Source organism: Nitrospirota bacterium, from assembly GCA_016219645.1.
GTDB lineage: Bacteria > Nitrospirota > Nitrospiria > Nitrospirales > Nitrospiraceae > Palsa-1315.
This window is the reverse complement of sequence record JACRLR010000019.1, coordinates 109,590-131,015: the sequence shown is the minus strand read 5'-3', so window position 1 is coordinate 131,015 and position 21,426 is coordinate 109,590. Positions and strand designations below refer to the sequence as shown.

Annotated in this window: 24 protein-coding genes and 1 pseudogene; 8 read left to right on the top strand and 17 right to left on the bottom strand. The window is 56.3% G+C overall.

Translation table 11 applies throughout. The annotated features are described in order from the left end of the window. Positions 1-73: 73 nt before the first annotated feature. From HZB34_09020 to HZB34_08995, 6 genes are all read right to left on the bottom strand, one after another. On the bottom strand, positions 74-448 hold the full coding sequence (locus HZB34_09020) for a hypothetical protein (protein MBI5316099.1): 375 nt from the start codon (positions 446-448) through the stop codon (positions 74-76). Between the two features lie 61 nt (positions 449-509). Beyond that, entirely contained in the window at positions 510-1,082 is a 573-nt protein-coding gene (locus tag HZB34_09015) for a DNA-3-methyladenine glycosylase I (GenBank protein ID MBI5316098.1), read from the bottom strand. 36 nt (positions 1,083-1,118) lie between these two features. Next, entirely contained in the window at positions 1,119-1,532 is a 414-nt protein-coding gene (locus tag HZB34_09010; protein ID MBI5316097.1) for a hypothetical protein, read from the bottom strand. Continuing rightward, on the bottom strand, positions 1,529-2,008 hold the full coding sequence (locus HZB34_09005; protein MBI5316096.1) for a GNAT family N-acetyltransferase: 480 nt from the start codon (positions 2,006-2,008) through the stop codon (positions 1,529-1,531). The genes HZB34_09010 and HZB34_09005 overlap by 4 nt, the downstream gene beginning before the upstream one ends. Positions 2,009-2,011: 3 nt before the next feature. Further along, a complete protein-coding gene (locus HZB34_09000) occupies positions 2,012-2,542 on the bottom strand; it encodes a serine hydrolase family protein (protein ID MBI5316095.1) in 531 nt (176 codons plus the stop codon). A 7-nt stretch (positions 2,543-2,549) separates the two neighbouring features. After that, positions 2,550-3,350 (bottom strand): class I SAM-dependent methyltransferase, encoded by an 801-nt coding sequence (locus tag HZB34_08995; protein MBI5316094.1) that lies wholly within the window; start codon positions 3,348-3,350, stop codon positions 2,550-2,552. Between the two features lie 352 nt (positions 3,351-3,702). Here HZB34_08995 and HZB34_08990 point away from each other — a divergent pair, with 352 nt between their 5' ends. Continuing rightward, on the top strand, positions 3,703-4,065 hold the full coding sequence (locus HZB34_08990) for a zinc ribbon domain-containing protein (protein ID MBI5316093.1): 363 nt from the start codon (positions 3,703-3,705) through the stop codon (positions 4,063-4,065). A 233-nt stretch (positions 4,066-4,298) separates the two neighbouring features. On the opposite strand, the gene HZB34_08985 is transcribed toward HZB34_08990, so the two are convergent. The 3 genes from HZB34_08985 to HZB34_08975 form a co-directional block, all read right to left on the bottom strand. Beyond that, complete coding sequence (locus HZB34_08985) at positions 4,299-5,099, bottom strand: amidinotransferase (protein ID MBI5316092.1); 801 nt, start codon at positions 5,097-5,099, stop codon at positions 4,299-4,301. A 112-nt stretch (positions 5,100-5,211) separates the two neighbouring features. After that, positions 5,212-6,456, bottom strand: a complete 1,245-nt coding sequence (locus tag HZB34_08980) for a TIGR00300 family protein (GenBank protein ID MBI5316091.1) — start codon at positions 6,454-6,456, stop codon at positions 5,212-5,214. A 136-nt stretch (positions 6,457-6,592) separates the two neighbouring features. Beyond that, positions 6,593-7,645 (bottom strand): tRNA pseudouridine(13) synthase TruD, encoded by a 1,053-nt coding sequence (locus tag HZB34_08975; protein ID MBI5316090.1) that lies wholly within the window; start codon positions 7,643-7,645, stop codon positions 6,593-6,595. 250 nt (positions 7,646-7,895) lie between these two features. Between HZB34_08975 and HZB34_08970 the strand changes: the two genes are divergently transcribed. Continuing rightward, positions 7,896-8,435, top strand: coding sequence for a hypothetical protein (locus HZB34_08970; GenBank protein MBI5316089.1), 540 nt, complete (start codon positions 7,896-7,898; stop codon positions 8,433-8,435). Beyond that, positions 8,432-9,286: a metallophosphoesterase gene (locus HZB34_08965; GenBank protein ID MBI5316088.1), complete on the top strand. Its 855-nt coding sequence runs from the start codon at positions 8,432-8,434 to the stop codon at positions 9,284-9,286. The genes HZB34_08970 and HZB34_08965 overlap by 4 nt, the downstream gene beginning before the upstream one ends. A gap of 95 nt (positions 9,287-9,381) precedes the next feature. On the opposite strand, the gene HZB34_08960 is transcribed toward HZB34_08965, so the two are convergent. Together HZB34_08960 and HZB34_08955 are read right to left on the bottom strand one after the other, a co-directional pair. Beyond that, entirely contained in the window at positions 9,382-10,014 is a 633-nt protein-coding gene (locus HZB34_08960; protein MBI5316087.1) for a HEAT repeat domain-containing protein, read from the bottom strand. 638 nt (positions 10,015-10,652) lie between these two features. Continuing rightward, positions 10,653-11,030 carry an ORF6N domain-containing protein gene (locus HZB34_08955; GenBank protein ID MBI5316086.1) on the bottom strand — a complete coding sequence of 126 codons (378 nt, stop codon included), beginning with the start codon at positions 11,028-11,030 and terminating at the stop codon, positions 10,653-10,655. 362 nt (positions 11,031-11,392) lie between these two features. Here HZB34_08955 and HZB34_08950 point away from each other — a divergent pair, with 362 nt between their 5' ends. Continuing rightward, positions 11,393-11,917, top strand: a complete 525-nt coding sequence (locus HZB34_08950) for a MarR family transcriptional regulator (GenBank protein ID MBI5316085.1) — start codon at positions 11,393-11,395, stop codon at positions 11,915-11,917. 8 nt (positions 11,918-11,925) lie between these two features. After that, positions 11,926-12,681 carry an MBL fold metallo-hydrolase gene (locus HZB34_08945; protein MBI5316084.1) on the top strand — a complete coding sequence of 252 codons (756 nt, stop codon included), beginning with the start codon at positions 11,926-11,928 and terminating at the stop codon, positions 12,679-12,681. 204 nt (positions 12,682-12,885) lie between these two features. Here HZB34_08945 and HZB34_08940 read toward each other — a convergent pair whose 3' ends face one another. The 4 genes from HZB34_08940 to HZB34_08925 form a co-directional block, all read right to left on the bottom strand. Continuing rightward, on the bottom strand, positions 12,886-13,746 hold the full coding sequence (locus HZB34_08940; protein ID MBI5316083.1) for a hypothetical protein: 861 nt from the start codon (positions 13,744-13,746) through the stop codon (positions 12,886-12,888). Positions 13,747-13,772: 26 nt separating this feature from the next. Continuing rightward, positions 13,773-14,552 carry an ABC transporter permease gene (locus HZB34_08935; protein ID MBI5316082.1) on the bottom strand — a complete coding sequence of 260 codons (780 nt, stop codon included), beginning with the start codon at positions 14,550-14,552 and terminating at the stop codon, positions 13,773-13,775. A gap of 84 nt (positions 14,553-14,636) precedes the next feature. Then, the gene (locus tag HZB34_08930) at positions 14,637-15,605 is read right to left on the bottom strand and encodes an ATP-binding cassette domain-containing protein (protein ID MBI5316081.1); all 969 of its coding nucleotides are present in this window, start codon (positions 15,603-15,605) and stop codon (positions 14,637-14,639) included. Beyond that, positions 15,605-16,294: an LON peptidase substrate-binding domain-containing protein gene (locus HZB34_08925; GenBank protein MBI5316080.1), complete on the bottom strand. Its 690-nt coding sequence runs from the start codon at positions 16,292-16,294 to the stop codon at positions 15,605-15,607. Before HZB34_08925 ends, HZB34_08930 begins: the two co-directional genes overlap by 1 nt. Positions 16,295-16,462: 168 nt before the next feature. On the opposite strand from HZB34_08925, the gene HZB34_08920 reads away from it, so the two are divergent. Next, positions 16,463-17,590 (top strand): carotenoid 1,2-hydratase, encoded by a 1,128-nt coding sequence (locus HZB34_08920; GenBank protein ID MBI5316079.1) that lies wholly within the window; start codon positions 16,463-16,465, stop codon positions 17,588-17,590. Positions 17,591-17,682: 92 nt separating this feature from the next. On the opposite strand, the gene HZB34_08915 is transcribed toward HZB34_08920, so the two are convergent. Together HZB34_08915 and HZB34_08910 are read right to left on the bottom strand one after the other, a co-directional pair. Next, positions 17,683-17,946 carry a hypothetical protein gene (locus tag HZB34_08915; protein ID MBI5316078.1) on the bottom strand — a complete coding sequence of 88 codons (264 nt, stop codon included), beginning with the start codon at positions 17,944-17,946 and terminating at the stop codon, positions 17,683-17,685. Next, positions 17,927-18,204 (bottom strand): annotated as a pseudogene (locus tag HZB34_08910) (BrnT family toxin). Before HZB34_08910 ends, HZB34_08915 begins: the two are co-directional and overlap by 20 nt. Positions 18,205-18,794: 590 nt before the next feature. Here HZB34_08910 and HZB34_08905 point away from each other — a divergent pair. Then, the gene (locus HZB34_08905) at positions 18,795-19,964 is read left to right on the top strand and encodes a hypothetical protein (GenBank protein MBI5316077.1); all 1,170 of its coding nucleotides are present in this window, start codon (positions 18,795-18,797) and stop codon (positions 19,962-19,964) included. A 154-nt stretch (positions 19,965-20,118) separates the two neighbouring features. Further along, complete coding sequence (locus tag HZB34_08900) at positions 20,119-21,375, top strand: tetratricopeptide repeat protein (protein MBI5316076.1); 1,257 nt, start codon at positions 20,119-20,121, stop codon at positions 21,373-21,375. Positions 21,376-21,426: the final 51 nt, after the last annotated feature.

Below are 21,426 nucleotides of genomic sequence, written 5' to 3'. Positions count from 1 at the left end.
TGTCCGCAGCAAGATGCGCGAGACGGATGAGATGGGTGGGGATACCCTAACCTCGAGCCTTCCCCCCTCGTTATTAGCGTTCGTCCTGATCAATTGCCTCAAATATGCTGCCGACGGGAGACCACACTGACTTGGGATAGAACAGCCATTTGGCGAGATGGCGTGTCAGATAGCCGGGATGCCCCTTGGCGCCAAGCACGGTAGCTTGGCTGTTCCATTCAGCAATGCGTTGTGGGCTGGCGCCGGGAAACGCGAGGAACCATCGGGCCAACGCCGCGTTATCCGCCGACTGTCGAACGCCAGAAATGAACTGATCGATGGTGCGACCGAAATGACGTAGAAAATGCCCGTCAACACCGACCGGGCTGCCAAAGGCGAGTCGATAGGGAAGCGGAAGCTGATGATTGAGAGACAGTCTCGCTTTCTCTGCGAAACGCGGAAGCCACATACAGCCGGCCAGCTGGTCATGAGGTCGGGGGAGAGGCATCGATGTCGGGTTACAATATTTCTTAAGTTTTAGATTTTACAAAACAGCCGATCGTGTGATCGTTCACCAGACCAACCGCCTGCATGTAGGCATAGACGATGGTACTGCCGACAAACCGGAAGCCGCGCCTCTTGAGATCTTTCGACAGGGCGTCGCTCTCAGGGCTTGTCGCAGGAACTTGAGCCATTGCGCGCCAGCGATTCACTTTCTGTTTCCCGCCGACGAACCCCCACACGTAGCGATCGAATGACCCGAATTCCTTCTGCACCGCTAGAAACGCCTGCGCGTTGGTGACTGCCGAATCGATTTTGAGCCGGTTGCGAATGATCCGGGGATTCTTCAGCAGCAGAGCCTGCTTTTTCGCCGTGAAACGCGCGACCTTCACCGGATCGAACTCCGCAAAGGCTTCGCCATACCCATCGCGCCGCCGCAAAATCGTGTCCCACGTCAAACCAGCCTGCGCGCCTTCCAACAACAACATCTCGAAATGCTTCCGATCGTCATGCACCGGCCGACCCCATTCCCGGTCGTGATAGCGAACCATGTGTGGCTTCTCGCCAGCCCAACTACAGCGAGCCTTCTCATCGGACACCAATCGAGACTGCTTGGGCAATGGTTTTTTCACAGCTTTCTAAATCGGATCAACCGGAATACACCACTTCGGTTTCATGCGACCGAAGTCGGTTCGCGCGTGACACCGAAGTGCACACTTCGAATCAAACACGACAGGTCCGCGAGGCCCGCGCCAAAACACCACCCAATGCCAAAACGCGCGGCCCTGTGCTTCATGCCACTTGGTCGCAAGCAACGCAAGATCGGGCAGGGCCTCCCATGAAGTAAAAGGCACTTCGTTTCGCGCCGCCTGAAACCCATACTCCTTGAGCAGCCTGCGAACATGGTCTGTTTCGGACCACAACTTCGGATCGTTGGCGGATATGCCAAGCCGACTTGCCACACGCTTCGCCTCCGCATAACTCACACCTGCCAGCGCGGCCATGCTCGCAATGCCGCACCCAGTCCGTTCGAGCTGTACGACCGGCTTCATGGCCACTCCAATTTCAGCTTCCGTCCACCTGAAACAGTGAACCCTTCCCGCCGATAGAACTCCATGGTCCGGTCGAACTGCGGCAGCGGCGGAGTCGTGACTTCAATTCTGCGCCATCCTCTCGAATGCGCGAGCCGACGCGCCGCCCCTATCAGCGCCGCCCCTGCTCCTTTCGATCGATGGTCGGGACGGACATAGAATTCTGGAATCGTGCCGAATACACCTTCCGTATAGAGAGCAAAGCCTTCATAAAGTGCCAGAAAACCGAATGGTTCAGGTTGCACTCCGTCACGCGCCAGCAAGACGCTGTACGTCCCGTCCATCATCCAGGAGCGAGCCCGCGCTTCTGTCTCCTCCTGATGAAACCCGAACGTCTTGGCTCCGACCAGCCCCATGATTTCGCGAAGTAGCTCCCCGACCATCTGCGCGATAACCGGCGCATCCTCGGGCAGTGCGTGATCAATACGAAATTGCATTAGTTAGCTCACATATTTTCTAAACAGATCATACCCCTCGTTCCATTCACCATGCCCGCTGTCGGCATTGATGTGTCCCGCCTGACCGATATCGATGAACATGCTTCCCCAAGCCATCGCACAATGTTTGGCATAGGCCAGCGATCCGAGCGGGTCATTGGCGCTGGCGACCACGAGGCTCCGAAACATGAAGGGCACCAGCGGCACCGGGACAAACCCGTGCGCCGAGACAGGGAAACTGTCACTCTTCGGATCCGGCACCGCTACGAGAAATGCGCCCTTCGGAACTCGTGATAAACGATGAACCCAATGAGCCACCAGGAGACAGGCGAGACTATGGGCCACAAGTACGGGAGGTGAAGGACAAGCCTGCACGGCCACATCCGATGCACGAATCCAATCGTCACAGATTGGGCTGTCCCACTCTCCCAGATTCACGCGTTGCCAATCGGGATGGCGCAGCTCCCAGAGGGTTTGCCAATGTTGCGGCCCCGAGTTACCAAAGCCGGGCAGGATTAATACCGGTGTATTCACAGACACCTCATCTCTCGGCCTTCCGACCGCTCACGGCGATTGTGGCGTAGTAGATAGCCCAGGTATTCGGATCGTCTGCAAACCGGCAATACCGTTCGAGATCAGACTGGTCAACGACCCCTGTGGCCAGATACTTTTCTCGCAATTGCTCGGCTGACATCTTCATCACCGCAGCCATGCCGGACCCACCGGCACAAAGCGGGGCATCGTTCTCCACGCTGAGGTGTTGCAGCCCATGCTGTTGGAGCAAAGACGGCAACTTCAATCCCAGCGCATAGTCCATTTTCAATGTCGCATACATTTGTTCGATGGCTTGATTGGCCTTTCGGAAAGACACCAATTCCTGCTCATTGCCGGTGATCCCACGAGAGGCTGAAAAATCTGGTTCCTCCAGAACAAGCCACCCCCCAGGCTTGAGACTATCGAACATTTTCGCCAACGCCACCTCGTAGTCAGAAAGATGGATCAAGACGTACCGAGCATGAATCACATCGAACGACCGTGGTGGGAACTGAGCCGTGCGAATATCAGCTCGCATGACACTCACATTTGGTCGCTCCGCTTCGCTGAGAAATTTCGGGTCGAGATCCACCGCCAGGACCTGGCCCGTCGGTCCAACCACCTCGCCCATCCAAGTCATAATCGACCCGGCGCCAGGCCCGACTTCAAGACACCGCCAGTCTGCTTGCAACCCCGTGGCCAGGATCCTTCTCCTGCTCGCAGGATCGAACACCGACTCGATCATACGAAGCCGTTCAAGTTCCCGTCGATCTTCAACTCGATGGAAGACATACTCCGATTGTGCCATGCCCGACCTCTATCTCACATAGGCCAGAAAATCTGATCGCCAAAGCAGCGAAGAAGTATAGACGACTACCGGGCAGGTAAAAAAGCTGGCATTCTCTGTTCGCCACCCATCTAGCAGTCTGTAGACAAACTAGTTGGCGACACCGGAAAGGAGACTACCCCTTAGATCACTAACGGAGGTTAAATGGCCTGCAGGCTGTTCAGAAAGTCCGTCCAGCAAGGCCGCAGCAAGCAAAGAGGCGACGCGTACTCTGTGCAGTACGTTGAGCCTCTGAGCGACGCGAGAACGCCGCTGGCGGACTTTATCAACAGCCTGCTAGCAAACCGATTCCGTTCGGTGTAGCCTAGCCGCCATGAAACTCTGCCCCTCCTGTCGGAATGAACTTCCGGAGATCAGCCGTTATTGTTCGCACTGCGGCCAGCGCCTTCATGCAGATTCCATTGATCCCCCACCGCCACCGCCACCTGTCAAATCGCAACAGGGTCAACTGAATGTTAATATTCTCTACGGTATGGTGGCCATGCTGGTCCTCGCTGTTCTATTCCCACCCTGGGAAACTCCGCCGTCAATGCCCCCTGAGTTTCTCGGGATGCATTTCATCCTGAGCCCACCGATACCTGACGCCGTCATGAGCCGATTGCTGCTGACGATCGAACTCGTCACCATCGCCATCGCAGGGTTATACGGATCGTTCCTCTTCCGGCACAAACCCTAGCAGGATGCTGAAAACACCCGCCAGCATCGTTCTCGGTCGTTCGTCTCCTTGCAACGTACCACAAGGGTACGCTTCAGTCGCCGAACTCCCTGCGGCCTTGCTGGACGGGCTTTTTGAGCATCCTGCAGAATTGCTCTGGAACCTACTAGCGGGTCGAAATGTCATCAAGTCACCCTCAGACTTTTAGACTTGAAGACTTTGAGCCTCTTGTGGCTGTAGGCCAATGGCTCTTCTTAGTCTAACGCTAAGGTGAGACACTTCGCCGAGCCGCCCGACTTCATGAATTCATCGAGCAGGACCGGATGGGGGAGATAGCCATGCGAGATCAACAGGGATTCTGTATTGGGGCAGCCTGCGGGGAGCACGACATGTTTTCCGACACAGACGGCGTTGCAGGCAAACCTGAGGGCCTCTGCTTCCGGCACAACGAGACGTCTGCCGGGATCAATTCGTTCGGCAAGAGCTTCTTGCCCATAGTGATCGAACGCGGGAGGAAAATAGAGAAGTTCACCGCCGCTCAAGGGGCATAAGCAGGTATCGAGGTGATAGAACCGGTTGTCGACCAGTTCAAGGGGAATGATCTCCCGGTGAAACATCTCGCTAAGCACCGGGAACACCGTGATATCCGAACGTTGCCGATAGCCACCGAACCAGGTGTCGGGAAATCCTAAGAGATCTCCGGCCCCCTCGAAAAAGCGGCTCGGATCCAGCGTGACGACCTTGTACCCCTGGCCACGAAACCAGTCCTCAAAGTAAGCCTCTTCCTTCTGCCGTTCGGGATAGCGAAAACGGCTAGGGATCGCTGTGCTTCCAACGACGATGCCGGCATTTGCCGTGAACACCAGGTCAGGCAGTCCCGGCACCGGCTTCATCCGTTCCAGGACTACGCCGACATCTTCTTCGAGCACCTGCATAAGCCGATGCCATTGGCGGACGGCTTGGTCTGAATTGACGGCGTTCACCCGGCGCATCCAGGGATTGATCTCGTATTCGATCCCGAAGTAGTCAGGTGGGCAGACCAATAGACGACTCATGACCTCTCCAGAACATTGGATGGTTGCATTGGTTTGTTTCGTGTGTGTGCTTGAACCGGACTAACCAAATCAACTAAACACACCAAATGAACCGCAACAACGAGATCGACAATCACAGTCGAGCCCCCAGCTCACGCGCCAGCTCGCTCAGAAACGAAGCAGCGTCCATTACCAGCCCGACTGCCTGAAAACTTCCCCGATCCGCGAGTTTTGTCGGGACGGCCGGATTCACATCGACGCAGACGGATGGAATCGTGGCAGGCAACAAATTGCCCGTCGCCACCGCATGCAGCGTCGAGGCGACGAGCAGGGCCAATCCGACACCGGGGATTGCCGCACGCATGGCTGCCTGGGCCTCTACCGAATCAGTTATCACGCCGGGCAAGGGGCCGTCATCACGGATCGTACCGGCCATCACAACGAGGACGCCCCGCCGCACACAGGCCGCCATAATTCCGGTCTTAACGACTCCTGACCTGACCGCTGCCTCAATGCTGCCGATGGCTCTGATCCGATTAATCGTTCGCAGATGGTGCTCATGCCCATGCGGTACGACGCGACCAGCCGCCTGCCCATAACCGAGGGACGTGCCGTAGAAATCAACTTCCATATCATGAGCCGGCAGCGCGTTCCCGCAGAACAGGACATGGATAAACTCCTCGCCGATGAGCCACGCCAGCGCCTCGCGGCCTCCTGCGTGGACAATCGCCGGGCCTCCCGCCAATAGCACCTTGCTGCCTGTCTTCCCCTCCCGGAATCCTGTTCGACATTGCATCAGGCGTTTGGCAATGTCGCTGATAACACGCCCATGGGGACGCTCGGACGAGACTTGAGACTCCATGAAACCGAACACATCACGGTCACGCGGCCGTTGGAGAGGGATGACTCGCACGCCTTCACGGCCAATGACGATCTGATCTCCCCGTTTTACCTCTCCCATCGGAACAGTCTTCGCCGTGAGTTGAACCGGATCCACAAGAATTCCCAGATCCATCTCGATCTCCGCCACCTCGACCCACTGATCACAGACTCGCACCTGAGTAGGCAAATGAGTGGTCGCGTAGAACTCGTCGGGAAAGATGCCGTCCGCCGGCGCCGGACTCAGCCGGCAATCCCGTTCACTTTCGACCGATGCGCCATGCGGTTGAATGGCATGGAGAATCTCACTAAGCAGCTTCGCCGACGAGGCCTGCACGACGATTCTGACACGCGACGGTTCCTCACGGGTCTTGCCGATCCGCATATCCTCGAGGTCAAACGTGCCGCCCAGCATTAGAATTGTGTCCAGCACCTTCGCCAGGATCAACGAATCGATGATGTGGCCGGTCAATACAACAGTTTCTTGAGTCTGGTTCACATCACACTCCCTGATAGACTAGAGGCTAGGGGCTAGAGGGAAGCAAGATGCGCCAGGGACCAATGTCTATGCCAAGTCATAATAGCACGCTCTCATAGGGCGACAATCCCGATTTCGTTTGGAGCCGTCTTATCTCTTATCCCTTGGCCCTCGCCTCTGGCCCCTCGCTCACCTTCATTAATTCCCGTAATACGCTCGTCGCATAGGCCCCTGGCAGAAGTGAAAAGGAAATGGTCAGCACCGCCCCTTCCAGGGCCCAATCCAAATCGGTAAGAGGGATCCGGAGCGAGCGCCGTTCACCGCGAAACCCACAGGCCTTCGCGGCTTCGGTGAGACTTTCCGGCGTGGCTCCACTTTCAGCAACCACAGCCCGTTCGATCTCGCCAGGTTCTCCGCCGGCCCACGAGGCGCGCGATCCAAATAGGATACCGGTGGGACTGATCTCGAACCGGTCGGCTCGTGGCTGTTCCTTCACGGCATCCTCGACCGGGAAACAGGCGCCGTTCTCCATTTTCATGGCCCAGTCTCCAACCAACACACGATCAAGCCGATCCAGGCGTCGGGCCAATATATTATTGAAGAAGTACGACTGATAAGCATTGAGATACCACATGCGCTTGGACCGGCTCAGCCTGTTTCGACGTGCTGGGTCTACCAATAATTCGGCCCCAGTCTGGTAGTTCTGCCCGCTTCGCCCTTGCCGTTGCGGGCCGAAATAGTTCGGCACGCCTCTTCGCACCAGCATGTCTAGGACTAAAGGCACCGTCTGGCTGGCGTGCGGCGCGACATCCCGGATCACCAACCGAAAATGATTGCCCGCATGGTGCCCGGGCCGCAAGCGATTGCGGTGTCGGCCAAGTACGTCCACAGACAAGAGTTGGTCGTCCACTGTCAGGCGATCCAGCCGGTCAGCCGTGAGGCCGAGGAGCGAAACCATCTGCGTGGTCACGGCCCTGGCGTCTTTGAGACCCGCCACTCCGATCGCCTGTGCTTTCACTCCCAAGACAGAGGACAATCGCAGGACGAGGTCCGGAGTCGAGAGCAGGCGTTTTTTGATCTTGATGTAGAGATGCTCACCCTCTCCACAAGGGAGATATAACGGACGCTCCTCGACTTGAAAGTCTTCGGGGATCGTCCGCATTTGTCCGCCGATGCCAGGCAATGGCGCTGTCAAAAACGGCATGGTCATGGTGCAGGAGAGCCCTTCGTCATTTGCATGTCATCGCCTCGTAGACCTCTTCACTCAGATGCATTGTTTCAGCATCTCCTGGCGCGATACGCCAACGTGCATGGTATACTTTTTTATGTCTTTTCTCTTAGCTTTCTACCGAAGAACCGGTCCTGATTACCTTCGAAGAGTCCAACGATCTGGATATAATCTCGTAGGAGCAGGGGTATTTCTCACCGTTCTGATCTATGTTCTGTTCCCAGAAAGTTCAGTGGGTAGAGAAAACGGAATTTTTCAACAGTTCACCCAACATATTGGACGGCAGATCCACAAAGACAAACAGGATTTTGCACAGGCGAACAACTGCGTCTCATGGTTTTATAGGGCGAAAAAGACCCCTCGTCCTGCCGCGCAAGGAATCAGCTGGAACGCCACCCCGTCGTCGCAGCCAGAAATGGATTGTCATCACGCTTATCCAGGTGGCATCGACGATGCGCGAGATGATCTTGCCAAGACACAGGCGTTACTCTCCGTCAGTCTCACTTTCTACGAGTTCGCCCTGGTTGCCGACCAGAACGATGATGCGATGTACAGCCCTGCAGAAATTCGTGACTTGTTCCGCTCCCTCTCACTCTCGTACGATGATGGAGACCCAACTACGAAGCAGGTCACAGCGCTCACGGAACGATTCGACAGTTGGTATCACAAGCGCAACATGGACGACTTGATGCAAGGCATGAGCGATCTCTATGAGCGAGGCTATCGAGTGACTCCCTCCGACCGCGTCGAACTGGATCGGGTGATGGGATGAGTCGACGTCCCGGGTCCTGGCCTGATCAGACCCGTTCCGTCATCGGCTATTATCTCAGCGAGCCCCTCTATCGGCTCTTTAGTCTCGTGCCCCACTTGGAAATCGGGCTCTCCACACACGAGGTGTCCCGACTCACCTATAGGCACAGACTCCTGGCCGGACGGCGGGCTGCTCATCTGAGCGATCTGCATCTCGACCGTTATCAGCCACGACATGACCTCATCCTCGCCGCCGTCGGCGAACTTCGCCCCGACTGGATTTTTGTCACCGGCGACCTGCTCAATGTACCAGAGGGATTGCCTCACCTGTTCCGATTTCTCGCCGGCTTGCGGAAGATTGCACCGGTCTACGTGACCTTGGGCAACCATGATCACTACAGCGGCGTGCCGATCGACCAGTACTGCGAACTCGCCGACCGCCACAAGATCACCTTTTTGATCAACCAGACCACCTTCATTCCCGTAGGCAGTGGCGAAATCGCCATTGTCGGCGTCGACGACCCCTCCCTGCATCGGGCTGATTTGGGCTGTCTACCACCGCGCGCAGAGAATCGTTTCAACCTCTTGCTGGCCCATGCGCCGAATATCCTCGATCAGCTGGAAGCGCACCACGCCGTTGATCTGATCCTCTGTGGACATAGCCACGGAGGTCAATGGCGCATACCCGGCATACCGACATTCTGGCTCCCACCTGGGTGCAGCGGCAGGATCGATGGGCATCATGGAGAACCGGGACGCAGACTCTATGTCAATCGCGGGCTCGGATGGTCGTTTCTTCCTTTGCGATTGAATTGCACACCGGAGATTGCCTATATTGAATGGAGCGACGAACAGGCTGAATCGGAAGGCTGAAGACTGAAGGCCGAAGGTCTGAATTCGCAGGTCCGAGCCCTTCAACCTTCTTCACACGTCGCGCTTTTCTCGCAAGTCTCGCGCCTTCGCGCGATTTACTTGATCCTTTCCAACGCTTCCTTCGATCGACTCCTGACGGTTTGATCCCAATCCCCCTCCATGACAGCCGTCAATTTCTCTCTCGCCTCACCGGCACGCAGCCGGCCTAATCCCAACGCTGCGCTGGAGCGTACATAGGCATGCTCGTCTTCCAGTGCCTTCAGCAAAAGAGGAACGACAGTCTTGTCGTTCAGGACACCGAGGTAACTGGCTGCCATCCCACGAATCCTGTGTTGTTTGTCGCCCAACGCCCGCTGCAGGGTCGTCGCAAAGAGGTCTCGTAAGGCTGGTATCGCAGACTCCAGCCCTTCGGCCCGATACCCATTCATCTCAATCAATGCAAAGGCGATCTCCAGCTTCTTCTCCTCTCCCGTGGCCTGTTCGAAAGCAGCCAACAACTTCGCACGTTCACGCCGTAGCGCCCTGCGCCGGTTGATCGCCCGGGCCAATAAACCCAGTCCTATCGCGACGACCAACACCGCAAACGCGACAGGAACGGCTTGATCGATCACGTACTCCTGGGTCTCGAGTGACAGACGCTTCCATATCCAGACGCCGGCAATCACAACGCCGAGGACAACCCCAATGGCAGCTAGATTGGTTTTGCCTGATTCAGAACAAGTGTTCATGGGGTGAGTATCATAACAGGATGGGGAAGGAGGCGAAATGACACCCGTGCCGATCCCTTGCTCCCGGAACAGAGGAGGAGATGGAGGCTGACGATCTTCTGTGCTCGCGCAACGCGCGGCCTCAGAAGGATGAGAAGGGTAGCCTGGCCGTCCTCCTGCTCGCGGAACGCGCACGATCAGAATGTGCTCGTTCGACGCGCGCAATCGAGGATCGACCAGGCTACCCTTAAAAATGAAATGGGGCAGCGGGAAGAGGCGCGCAGTGAAAGATCAATCAGCCCCCATCCCTGAGAACATAACGAGCAAGCTTGGAAGGATCAATCATATGGATGCCGGTCGCCCGACGAGCGCATTCGAGGATCAACCACGCTACCCTTGAAGAGACAAGCAAGCGAACTTAGAGGGACCATTATAGAAACGTGGTCGCTCGATGCGCGCAGTGAAGGGCAGCCTCGGCGACTCCTTTCAAGGGAGGTATAGGAGATGGAAAATTGTGAAGGGTCTCGCACGTTACACCTCCTTGGACGAGTTCACCTACTGCCGATGCATTTCAAACTCGAAGAACAGAATGTCCCGGTTTCTCTCACTGACAACGTCTTCCCCCTTTCCCGTGAACTGTCCGATTGCAACGTGCACGGTCAAGCATTCGATCCGATCATTTCTCGGAGACGCACAAAGGCCCGCATGATGGCAATGTTGGCTTGAACAGCCCTCTTACTTCGCAACACACTGGATAACATTGCCACGCCTTGCTCGGTGAACGCATAGGGGTAGGCTCTACGGAGGCCGCCCCAACTTGAAATCACAAATTGTGATTTCAAGTGGCCGAATTCCCGCTCTGTCAGTTGAAACATGAAGTCGGGTGGAAATCGGTCCTTATTGCGTTTCACAGCCTGTATAAGGGCACGCGGCTCAACTGCATAGAGATCGGCAAGGTCTGGGCTCAGCATGACTCGATGACCACGGATCAGGAGAATTGTCTGCTCAATTCTTTCCCGAGGAACCAGAACGCTCATGTTCTTTTCCGTTCTGTACGAGAGGACACGGCGCGAACAGAACTACCGTTTTCATCACAGAAAATCAACGCAGGCGCGCCTGAAATGGAAGCATTTGAGTGGGTGAAACGGAAGGGAGGAGCGGCCGAGGTTGCCCTTCACTGCGCGCATCGAGCGACCACCGCTTCATCGTGGGGGCGCTGCGAGCAAGAAGGGCACCTGGCCGCTCTTTCCATATGTTCCTTCAAGGGCAGCCTGGTCGATCCTCGATTGCGCGCGTCGAACGAGGCTCTTCTTAGGGCGCGCGTTCCGCGAGCAGGAGGACGACCAGGCTGCCCGTCTCCCCTCTTGACGGTTAGTTCTAGCACGGACTATTCTCCGGCATGGAGTTGCCGGATCTGAATGATGATCCCTATCTGAAAGTCTTGCGACCACTCGTCGAGGCCTATCTGGCCTTCGAGCTGATCGATAATCGTCATATCAAGTCCCTGCGCTTGACCCCATCACAGTTCGATGTGATCGCGACGCTCGGCGACACGGATGGACGCACCTGTTCCGAACTCTCTGCCCGAACGTTGGTCACCAAGGGCACCCTGACGGGCGTCCTTGATCGCCTCGTTGCAAAGGGGTTCATTCGACGGGATTCCATGAAAGACGACCGGCGTTGTGTCAAGATCCGATTGACCCAAAAGGGCGACAAGGTGTTCCGCGACACATTTGCCGCACATATCGCCTTCATCAGGCCGTTCTTTGAACGGGCACTGAGCCGCAAAGACGTCGACGTCGCCTGTGCGTTGCTGATTCGGCTGCGGGATAGCTTTCGAGAGGAAGCCGGGGCCTATGCTAAGCTTAAACGAATGAAAAGCCGCATCCGGCCTGACTCAACCGTAACCTCATCCCAAGCCTGATTTGATCTATGCGCCTGACGATTCTGGGCTCCGGCACAAACGTACATCCGACCAGAGCAGCCTCGGGCTATCTCGTCCGCACCGACCACACATTATTGTTGGACTTTGGCCCGCGCACATTGGCGAATTTACTCAAAACTGGCGTGAACCGGCATCGGATTACCCACATTCTCTTCTCCCATTACCACGCCGATCATTTTTCCGATTTCATCACCTATTTCTTCGATGCCATGATCTTTACCAAATACCAGAGAGGAACCAGGCCGCCGCTGACCGTCATCGGCCCTCGCGGAACCAAGAAACTCTTCCGAACTCTCTTCGCGACCCTGCCGGGCTTTAGTCGGGCGCTATTCCCGGTTCACTTCAAAGAAGTAACCGATCGGGCATTTATGATCGGAACCACGACCGTGATTCCTCGAACTGTGACCCACACAGAGAACCTCCACTGCTTGGGGTATCGAATCGAGTATGGCGGGAAAGCTCTGGCCTATTCCGGCGATTCGCAGTACTGCGACAGCCTCGTGCGCCTTTGTGGAGACGCCGATCTCGCTGTGCTGGATTGTTCCTTCCCGGCCAGCCGTCCGAACCCGGTCCACCTGCATGCGGGTCAATGTGGACAAGTGGCGAGAGAAGCCGGAATCGGCCGGCTCGTACTGTCCCATTTCTATCCGATGACCGACCGATACAATGTGAGGGAGCAGGCAGGAGAAGCGTTCGGAGGGAAGATCGTCGTTGCACAGGACTTAATGGCAATCAAACTCTAGCAGGATGCTGAAAAAGCCCGCCAGCGGCGTTCTCCCCTCGAAAGCATCCTCAACGTAGCCCTGAGGCTACGCCTGCGGTGCTTTCATCGGCTGCGGCCTTGCTGGAGGAACTTTTTGAGCATCCTGCGTAGGTTTTCCGCACTCTGCTCTCTTGTTCATCGCACCAGATAGACCGAATAGACCGGACAGACTGATCTGCGAGCGTTACAGTCCGCCTTCCCGGTTGTCGCACCCGAGAATCTCGATGAATTTCGTCAGGCGGGCCTTCTTGAGCGGATCATCGAGTTTCGCATAGATGGCTAAGAGATTTTTGATCATGCGGGACAGAATTGCGCGCACCGGACTCCGCTGCAGGTATTTCTCGTCAAATCCATAGCCGGCCTCGGTAAGAAATCGCTGACAATTCTTTTCGGTCAGCAACGCTCCCCCGTTAAAACAATCGACAAACACTTTGTAGCGATCCGACTCGTACTTCACTAAGAAATGACCCGGCATCCCGATGCCATGAACCGGAAGACCCAGCCGCTTCCCGACGAGCAGGTAGACCGTCGACAGGCTGATGGGGATCCCCGTTCGTCGATCAATCACGCAGTTGAGATAGCTATTTTCCAATTCATAGTAATTTTTCGTATTACCCTTGAATCCCTGCTCCGTAAAGAGGTATCGGTTCAACGTCTTGATCGTTTCCTCTCCCGAAGCTCGAGGGCCGATCCGATCCTGTACTTCCTGCGCCATTTCATCGAGCTGCCTCGTATAGGAGGCTACCGTCAGGGCAGGATAGGCATATCGAGCGATCAAGAACGCACCCTGCTCGAGATCCATCTGGCCATCCGGGAGCGCCACCAGCTGCATCAGTTCATCCTCAAGGTCTCCCCCGCGGATCTCCTCGAGCACCGAAACAAGACGATCAGCCATTTCCGGCTGTTCGATTTCCGCTTCCTGAAGCAGGGGAACCGCTGAAGGGCCGATGTCGATGAGCTTCCCGCTGATCGTCTGGACAATCTTCTCGTCCTCATCAGCCAACAGCCGGATCAGGGCCCGGATTTGACTCTCGTTTACGAGCATGCTGGAACTCCGAACGGATTCTTGCATCAGCCCATTGCCCGACGGAACACCTTGGCGCTCCCGTAGAGGCAGAGCGCGTCAAAGATCACCATGACCACCACAACCATCCCAACATGGGGAAGCGCCTCTGTCCAGCCGGACAAAATCAGGGGCCGCACCGCATCGATCGCCCAGGTCATCGGATTAAAGCGCGCCAGGAACCCCATCCAGGCCGGCATCCCAGCCAAGGGTACGAGCGCCGAGCTCAAGAAAATCATCGGAAGCGACAGAAATCCCAAGACCGAAAAAAAGTCGCCGTGACTCTTCACAGAAAAGGCCATCGCCATGGAAATCGCGGTGAGGCCGACACCGAAGAGCATCCCGATCATCAAGATCGCGGCAATACCAAGGAGCCCCGTCGCCGGCTGAACGCCGAATAGAAAGGCCACTCCGATGATCACCAGCACTTGGAGCGACGTAATCGTCATCACGAAAATAAAGCGGCTCAGGATGACGGATGTCCGATGAATCGGGGTGGTCATCAACCGCTCGAGAAATCCATTTTCTTTGTCGAACAGCAGATCGACACCCCCGGCAAGGCCATTGTTGAGCACCGTCATGATGACGACACCCGCCGTGAGAAAGCTAATGTAGTCGGGAGCCTGCGTGACTTGCCCATCCGCGACCCGCTGAAACAGGTTGCCGAAAAAGATGAGCCAGAACAGCATGGGCTGCACGAGCGTGAACAACATGCTGAATTTCTCGCGGCTGAGCCGCCGGACCCACCGCATCGTCAAGGCGCTGATTTCTTGCCAGTAGTCGCTCATCGCTCCGCTCAATGTTGCATGTTTAATGTGAAATGGTTCATGAAGAGACTCGGTCTTGATTGAACATTTACCATTGACCATCCATCATTCCGCGACATTCGTGGCCTCATCCTGAATGCGGCGGCCCGTATGGGCGATGAACACGTCGTCCAGCCGAGGCCGGTGATACTCAATAAACTCCAGTTGACAGTCCAATCGATTGGCAGACTCAAGGATGGCGGGCAGGGCCTTCTCGGGTGATTCGACCCGGATATCCAGGCCGGTCGGCGTCGCCTTGACCGCTCGCATCGCTGGTTGCTTCGTCAATGCCGACACCAATGTGGAGATCTTGCTCTGATCCTTCAAGGTCAATGACACAATATCGCCACCCAGTCCGACCTTCAGCTCAGTCGGCGATCCCAGCGTCATAATTTTTCCCTTATCGATGATCGCCAACCGATCGCAGAGCTGGTCCGCCTCATCCAGATAGTTCGTCGTCATCACGATCGTCATGCCGCGTTCCTTCAACATCCGCACATAATCCCAAATCCGGAGCCGGCTCTGCACATCCAAACCGAGTGTCGGCTCATCGAGGAACAAGATCTTGGGATCCGGCAAGAGGCCGCAGGCAATGTCGAGTTTCCGCTTCATGCCCCCGGAGTACGTTTTCGCCGGGCGATCAGCAGACTCTTCCAGCTCTACAAGCTTCAGCAATTCGGCAATGCGTTTTGCGGCTTCGGCTTTGGGCAGATGGTACAGGGCGCCGAGGAGTTCGAGATGTTCCCGGCCGGTGAGAAAACGATCGATGGCCCGCTCTTGAGGCACGTAGCCGATCAGTTTCCGGACGACATCCGCTTCGCGCACCGTATCGTGGCCTAACACGCTCGCTGCGCCCGACGTCGGCGTGAGCAGCGTGATAAGCGTCCGGAGCGTAGTACTTTTCCCCGCGCCGTTCGGTCCCAGCAAACCGAAAATTTCGCCTGCATAGACCTGAAACGACAGATCGGAAACAGCGGTATGGCCGTCATAGGCTTTCGTCAGGTGAGAAACCTCGATGGCAGTAGCGCGATCCATCAACCCCAGCCCTTCGCGCCGGGTCGATCGTGAATCATAAACTCGATGAGATCGTTCAGACGGCGGGCTTGTTGCTGGAGACTCTCGGCCTCCAACAGGAACTGCTTTTCCAAAGGCGTACACTCCAAGTAGGTGGACAGAGCATTGATGACAATCTCGTCGCTCGCTTCTTCCCGGAATATCTCCTGCCATGTCGGCATGTCATCGCGGGATCGGAGATAGGACTCGAGAACGGCGAAGAGGCGCCGACGGACTGCCGGATCAAGCGATGCCTCTCTATCCCGGGCCACAAGAGAAATCGTGGCCTCACGATAGACCTTGTCATACCACTCCCGTTCAATTTCAAACCGCTCCAGCCCTTGCAGCAGAATATTGGAGCGTCCATCGGCGAGCGGCTGGACGTTGGCCAGCCGACCGACACAGCCTCTGGAGAACACAGGGGGGTGGCCACAATAGTCTACTTCCCATCCCTCTTTCAGCAGGGCCATACCGACGCACTGTCCACTCATGGCCGCATCCGAGATCATCGCGCGGTAGCGCGGCTCAAAAATATGCAGCGGGAGATAGGTCTTGGGGAACAGCACAACGTTCGGGAGCGGAAATACCGGAATCCGCGCGGGAATGGGAAACGGCGTGGTCGTATCGCGATGATCGCGCTCGTGAGGCTCTCGCCCGTGATCGGTCTGCATGGCTCACGATAGCTGATGGCTGACAAAGTTGTCAACGGCGCGAGCCGCGCAACACCCAACAGTCGAATGCATAAAAACCAGCGTCAACACAGGCGATTTGTGCTGTCTGCCGAAGCATGGTATAAGCGCACGCGATCATTCTCATCCCGTTCGGAGCATCCATTGCACATGCACAAGTTGTGGCCTCAGCTTCGACACATACTGTTCCTGGCGAGCAGTCTGCTGGTCGTCGTGCCAGGACAGGCAGCCGATATGGCAGAGGAATTCCGAGTCGCGACAGAAGGCTACCGATACGCCTTCCCGCGCGATCACGGGGCGCATGAAGAATTTCGTACCGAGTGGTGGTACTACACGGGCCAACTCACGGCGAAGAACGGCCGGGCATTCGGCTATGAGCTGACCTTCTTCCGCCGTGGCATGCCCCGGGAGCAGACAAAGACCCTGCCGTCCCAGTGGGCCGTCACACATCTCTACCTGGCCCATTTTGCCGTGAGCGATCTCAGCAATGGACGGTTTCATTATGCAGAGAAAATGAGCAGGTCAGGCTTGGGCAAGGCCGGCGCCGGGCGTGATCGACTCCACGTCTGGATCGATAACTGGAGCGCTGAATCGCCATCGGCAGCTCCCGACACACAGACTCTCCGGGCAGCAGACGGAGAACTTGCCATACACTTCACCGTCTCGCCGGAAAAACCGCTTGTCGTGCATGGCACCGGCGGCATCAGCCGCAAAGGCTCGGTCGCGGCCTCCCACTATTATTCCTTCACCAGGCTGGCCACGACCGGCACCGTCACGATCGGAGGCGAAACGTTCGACGTGACCGGCAAGAGTTGGATGGACCATGAGTTCGGTTCTGCCGACCTTGGGAAGGATTTGGTCGGATGGGACTGGTTCAGCCTGCAACTGGACGACCAGAGGGAATTGATGCTCTATCGACTTCGCCGAAGGGATGGATCAGCCGATCCTGCTTCAAGTGGCACGCTGGTCGACCGCGACGGACGTGGGCACCATCTCTCGCTCGGAGACTTCACCCTGGAGCCGTTGAGTTATTGGACAAGCCAGACCAGCCACGCACGCTATCCGCAGCGTTGGCGGCTGACGATTCCCTCACAACAACTCGCTCTCGATGTCGTTCCGCTCATGGCCGGGCAGGAACTCATCACGACACGGAGTACCCAAGTGACCTATTGGGAAGGCGCGATCGAAGCCCGCGGCACAAGAGAGGGACAGCCGATCACGGGACAGGGCTACATGGAACTGACCGGCTACGCCGAACGTATCCCCAATAAGCTGTAACTGGATAGAAAAGTGATGCTTGCCGCTGCCTGAAGTGGTCCTACCTGAGAGTGCTCGGCTTCAATAGAACTCGCCTGCTGTCTAACGTAGAGCTAACCAGCACGCTGCTGCTTGGCGCGTACGGTTGGGCGATAAGTTAGGCGTGCAGTGGTCGCCGCGACATCCAAGAGTCCTCGCAATGCCTCATTAACCGCCTTCGCATTCGGAAATGCTTCGGCGATCTCAGGTTCGAGAACGACTACGTTTGTCTCCGCAGCGACCCGAGCAGCATACTTCCCGCGCACAAGCTTGCCGAAGTCCGAACGCCTGTATTCTGACCGCAATTCGTCGACCGCTTTACGACTTTCCCTCTTCATAGATCCTCCGTTCCTGTCTCGTTACCGGACGAGCACTGATAATGCGAACGTGTTCACCTTCCTCGGTATGCGCCACGACCATAAGGCGACCCTGACTCGAAATGCCAAAGGTCACGAATCGGTGTTCCTTCTCAGAATGGTCTGGATCGGAGCCGGTGACCGAAAGCACGTCGCGGAAGACCGTTGAGGCCTCTTCAATTAGACGCCATGCTTTTTCAGATTAGCAGAGGCCTTCTTCGGATCCCAAGAAAATTTCATGTAGCCATCATAGCCTGGCACGAACCGGGTCAAGTCTCACAATAATACAGCCACCTGTTTAGGTTGTATGGATGCACCAACTCGCGGTGGATTCTATAGGCTTCACTGAGGGAGTCAACCCTTCCTTTGCATCGCGAACGCGACCTCGCAGTCCCCAGCCCCCAAGTGCCGCACTGCGATCTTCTTGACCTGGCAGAATGTCGTACCGCAAGACTTGAGGCGCAGGGGGAAATACCGCCGGGCGGGGGTGGGGCTCAACCGCTCCCGCACCTCCCGGAGCGACCCCTTCGGGCGCGTCCCGGCGGAATCCTTCTGGAATTCCATCAGGCGCGACTAGGCAGTCGCGTGCCTTCCATCAGTTCCAGCTTTCCTTCCGCGCCGCGCCTCGACGGGTCCCCGCTCCTCCGGTGATGTCCGCTCTGAGCCCCACCCCCGCGCCGAGAAATGTGGAATGCCCCGTTGGTTCTCCAAACAGATTTGACGAAGCCTGCTATAGTTTTCAGAGGATTCGCTGCAAAGTTCCATTACGTGTGATGATGCCGCGAAGGCACAATGTTCTGACTCTAGTCGTTTCAAGAGGGAGGACGGAAATGAAAACCAATGGACACTGGGTACTGGCCGCAATCCTGGGGCTATGGGGCATGTTAGGAGTTGGATGCACCAGCCAAGTCGTGATCACTATGAACGATATGCATCGAGCTTCTGATTCATTGGCAGTGAAAAAACCAGCGGTAACGTTACTGCGCGTCGAAGATACGACCCAAGCTTCAGAATATCAAAAAGATCCACATTATCTCGGAGATGGCACGAGCGGATTTTTCTTGATTGGGCCAATCCCCATCGCTTGGACATGGAATGAGTACCTCAGCGACAATCAGCGAACCGATATCGTTCGGGATGCCTTCACCACCAAACTGAGCGAGGCTGGATTGACTATGGCCTATCAACCAGACCGAAGGCTCGACCAATTGACTCATCTCCCTGAAGGTCATCTGGTGGTGTCAGCCAAGATTCGTTCGATAGAGGTCAGTAACTCGGTCTCCTTCATCACGCTGATCCTGGACACCGTGGGCGGGTATGGGAAATTGGAGACCAGAGTTGCACTCGAATGTCAAGTGCATCAACCCGGTAATCCCATGCCTCTGTGGCAAGGCATCGCTGAAGGAAAAGCGGACGAGGGCGAGATCACCGACGCAATGAAAATCGACTGGAAACTGCATAAACCCTGGGTCGTCCGTAAAGCCCTCGACTCAGCTGTCCAGGAATTCATGACGAAGTCCGGCCTCCACTCAATCAGCGCGCTGCTCCGCAGGGAGGCCTACGCAAAGGCGGTCAAGGCAAGCCAGGAGGCGGAAACCGTCGGGATGTTACCGCAGGCTTTGCAGCTCTATGCCAAGGCATACGGTTTGGCCGATACAGAAGATCGGTCGTTGCCGGTCATCAACGCTATTGCTCGATTGACCCGCGCCCAGTCCGATAAGGCTGCGCTCCCGGAAGAAGCACGAAGGTATGGGGTACAAGCCACGAGCTTTGTCGAAAAGAAGCGGTACGACGAAGCGCTTGCGCTCTACGACCAAGCCTTGGAACTCGCGCCATGGTGGGCGGAGGGCCATTTCAATCGTGCGTTGGTGGCGGCCAGTCAAAATCGCTACCACGATGCGGTTGCGAGCATGAGACTCTTTCTCGTGCTTGCCTCTCATTCACCCGATGCCCGCGCGGCGCAAGATAAGATCTATGAGTGGGAGTTAGAAAAGAAATAATAGAGGGAAAACAACGCCACGAGCCGGGAGGAAGGGTCAAACCATGCAAGAGGTCACCTCAATGAGTAGGAGTTACAGCCGGGATAGGCGCTGGAAATCGTTGATAGTAGTGGTTTGCGCCTTCGTTGCCATGACCGGCTGCACTCGTCAAGTAATGATGCCAACAGCGAATCTGTGGCAGGCTCCCGGTCAACAAGAACAAAAGACCCCGGTGGTGTCGGTGCTGCGTGTGGAAGATGCCGTTACGAATCTTGAACAGCAAAAGGATCCAAAGTCGCTGGGACAAGATGTCTCGCATTGGGGATTTTTGATGCTAGTGCCACTCCGTCACGATACCAATCAGTATCGGGCCGATCGACACCGGGCGGAGGTCATCCAAGATGGGGTGACGGCTGGCCTGAGTAAAATGGGCCTGTCGGCAATGGCTCGCACCGAAACAGGCCTGGATCAGGTTCGTTCGCTGCCGGAAGGGCATTTGGTACTTCACGCGAAGCTCCGTTCGTTTGCGGTCACAAACGATCTGTCCTTAATTATTGTGTTGATCGCCAATGCTGGCCACTTGGACAAAATTAAGGCGAATGTGGTGATGGATTGCCAGCTATTCCAGCCAGGCCAAGCCACACCATTGTGGCAGGGAACTATTGAAGGAAAGGCCGAATTGGCGATGCATGAGTATAGTGATGTGGAAATCGCTCAGAACGTGAGGTGGAACCAAGAGCGTAGCACTGTCGTGCGTGACGCCATTGAGGATGCCGTGGGGAATCTGATTGCTAAATCTGGAATCCGGCAGCTCAGCGCCAAACTGCAAGGAGAGGCGCAGACCCGCATGCTGGCGAAAGTACAGGAACGAGAGACATCCGGTGATCTTCAGGGAACGCTTTTGCTCTACATGCAAGCCTACCGTTCTGCAATGGGCCTGGAACAGACTTCATCCACACTCGCAGGCATCGCACGGGTATTGCGGAAGATGCCGAGCAAGCCAGCCCTGCCGGAGGAAGCGCGCAAGTTCGGCGTACAAGCGACGAGTCTCGTAGAGAGGAAACGGTATGAAGAAGCCGTGGCTCTCTACAAGAAAGCCTTGGAGATTGCACCCTGGTGGGCCGAGGGCCATTTCAATCGAGCCTTGGTGCTCGCCAACCAGAATCGCTTCCACGAAGCGATAGCTGGAATGAAGCATTTTGTCCTCCTGACGCCAGATAGCGCCGATGCCCGGGCGGCCCAGGACAAGCTCTATGAGTGGGAGCTAGAAACCAATAGCCATGGCACTGTGGGCTCAGACCAGCGGTCGCAAGTGCCAGGATCCACAGAGGAGACTATGCGGCAAACCGGTGACGCTTTGAATACGCTTGGAGAATCGGTGGGTCAATCGAGAAGCGTCTTCGGAGCGACAACGGGATCTCTCAAGAAGTAGATGTCTGAGAAGAAACGAGACAGTGGCTCTGGTCACTGAAACGGACAATGA

Bases quoted from the DNA above. Each gene is read 5' to 3' on its own strand.
- HZB34_09020 (MBI5316099.1), bottom strand. From the start codon at position 448: ATGTGGCTTCCGCGTTTCGCAGAGAAAGCGAGACTGTCTCTCAATCAT.
- HZB34_09010 (MBI5316097.1), bottom strand. From the start codon at position 1,532: ATGAAGCCGGTCGTACAGCTCGAACGGACTGGGTGCGGCATTGCGAGC.
- HZB34_09005 (MBI5316096.1), bottom strand. From the start codon at position 2,008: ATGCAATTTCGTATTGATCACGCACTGCCCGAGGATGCGCCGGTTATC.
- HZB34_08995 (MBI5316094.1), bottom strand. From the start codon at position 3,350: ATGGCACAATCGGAGTATGTCTTCCATCGAGTTGAAGATCGACGGGAA.
- HZB34_08990 (MBI5316093.1), top strand. From the start codon at position 3,703: ATGAAACTCTGCCCCTCCTGTCGGAATGAACTTCCGGAGATCAGCCGT.
- HZB34_08985 (MBI5316092.1), bottom strand. From the start codon at position 5,099: ATGAGTCGTCTATTGGTCTGCCCACCTGACTACTTCGGGATCGAATAC.
- HZB34_08975 (MBI5316090.1), bottom strand. From the start codon at position 7,645: ATGACCATGCCGTTTTTGACAGCGCCATTGCCTGGCATCGGCGGACAA.
- HZB34_08965 (MBI5316088.1), top strand. From the start codon at position 8,432: ATGAGTCGACGTCCCGGGTCCTGGCCTGATCAGACCCGTTCCGTCATC.
- HZB34_08960 (MBI5316087.1), bottom strand. From the start codon at position 10,014: ATGAACACTTGTTCTGAATCAGGCAAAACCAATCTAGCTGCCATTGGG.
- HZB34_08955 (MBI5316086.1), bottom strand. From the start codon at position 11,030: ATGAGCGTTCTGGTTCCTCGGGAAAGAATTGAGCAGACAATTCTCCTG.
- HZB34_08950 (MBI5316085.1), top strand. From the start codon at position 11,393: ATGGAGTTGCCGGATCTGAATGATGATCCCTATCTGAAAGTCTTGCGA.
- HZB34_08945 (MBI5316084.1), top strand. From the start codon at position 11,926: ATGCGCCTGACGATTCTGGGCTCCGGCACAAACGTACATCCGACCAGA.
- HZB34_08940 (MBI5316083.1), bottom strand. From the start codon at position 13,746: ATGCTCGTAAACGAGAGTCAAATCCGGGCCCTGATCCGGCTGTTGGCT.
- HZB34_08935 (MBI5316082.1), bottom strand. From the start codon at position 14,552: ATGAGCGACTACTGGCAAGAAATCAGCGCCTTGACGATGCGGTGGGTC.
- HZB34_08930 (MBI5316081.1), bottom strand. From the start codon at position 15,605: ATGGATCGCGCTACTGCCATCGAGGTTTCTCACCTGACGAAAGCCTAT.
- HZB34_08925 (MBI5316080.1), bottom strand. From the start codon at position 16,294: ATGCAGACCGATCACGGGCGAGAGCCTCACGAGCGCGATCATCGCGAT.
- HZB34_08920 (MBI5316079.1), top strand. From the start codon at position 16,463: ATGCACAAGTTGTGGCCTCAGCTTCGACACATACTGTTCCTGGCGAGC.
- HZB34_08915 (MBI5316078.1), bottom strand. From the start codon at position 17,946: ATGAAGAGGGAAAGTCGTAAAGCGGTCGACGAATTGCGGTCAGAATAC.
- HZB34_08905 (MBI5316077.1), top strand. From the start codon at position 18,795: ATGAAAACCAATGGACACTGGGTACTGGCCGCAATCCTGGGGCTATGG.
- HZB34_08900 (MBI5316076.1), top strand. From the start codon at position 20,119: ATGATGCCAACAGCGAATCTGTGGCAGGCTCCCGGTCAACAAGAACAA.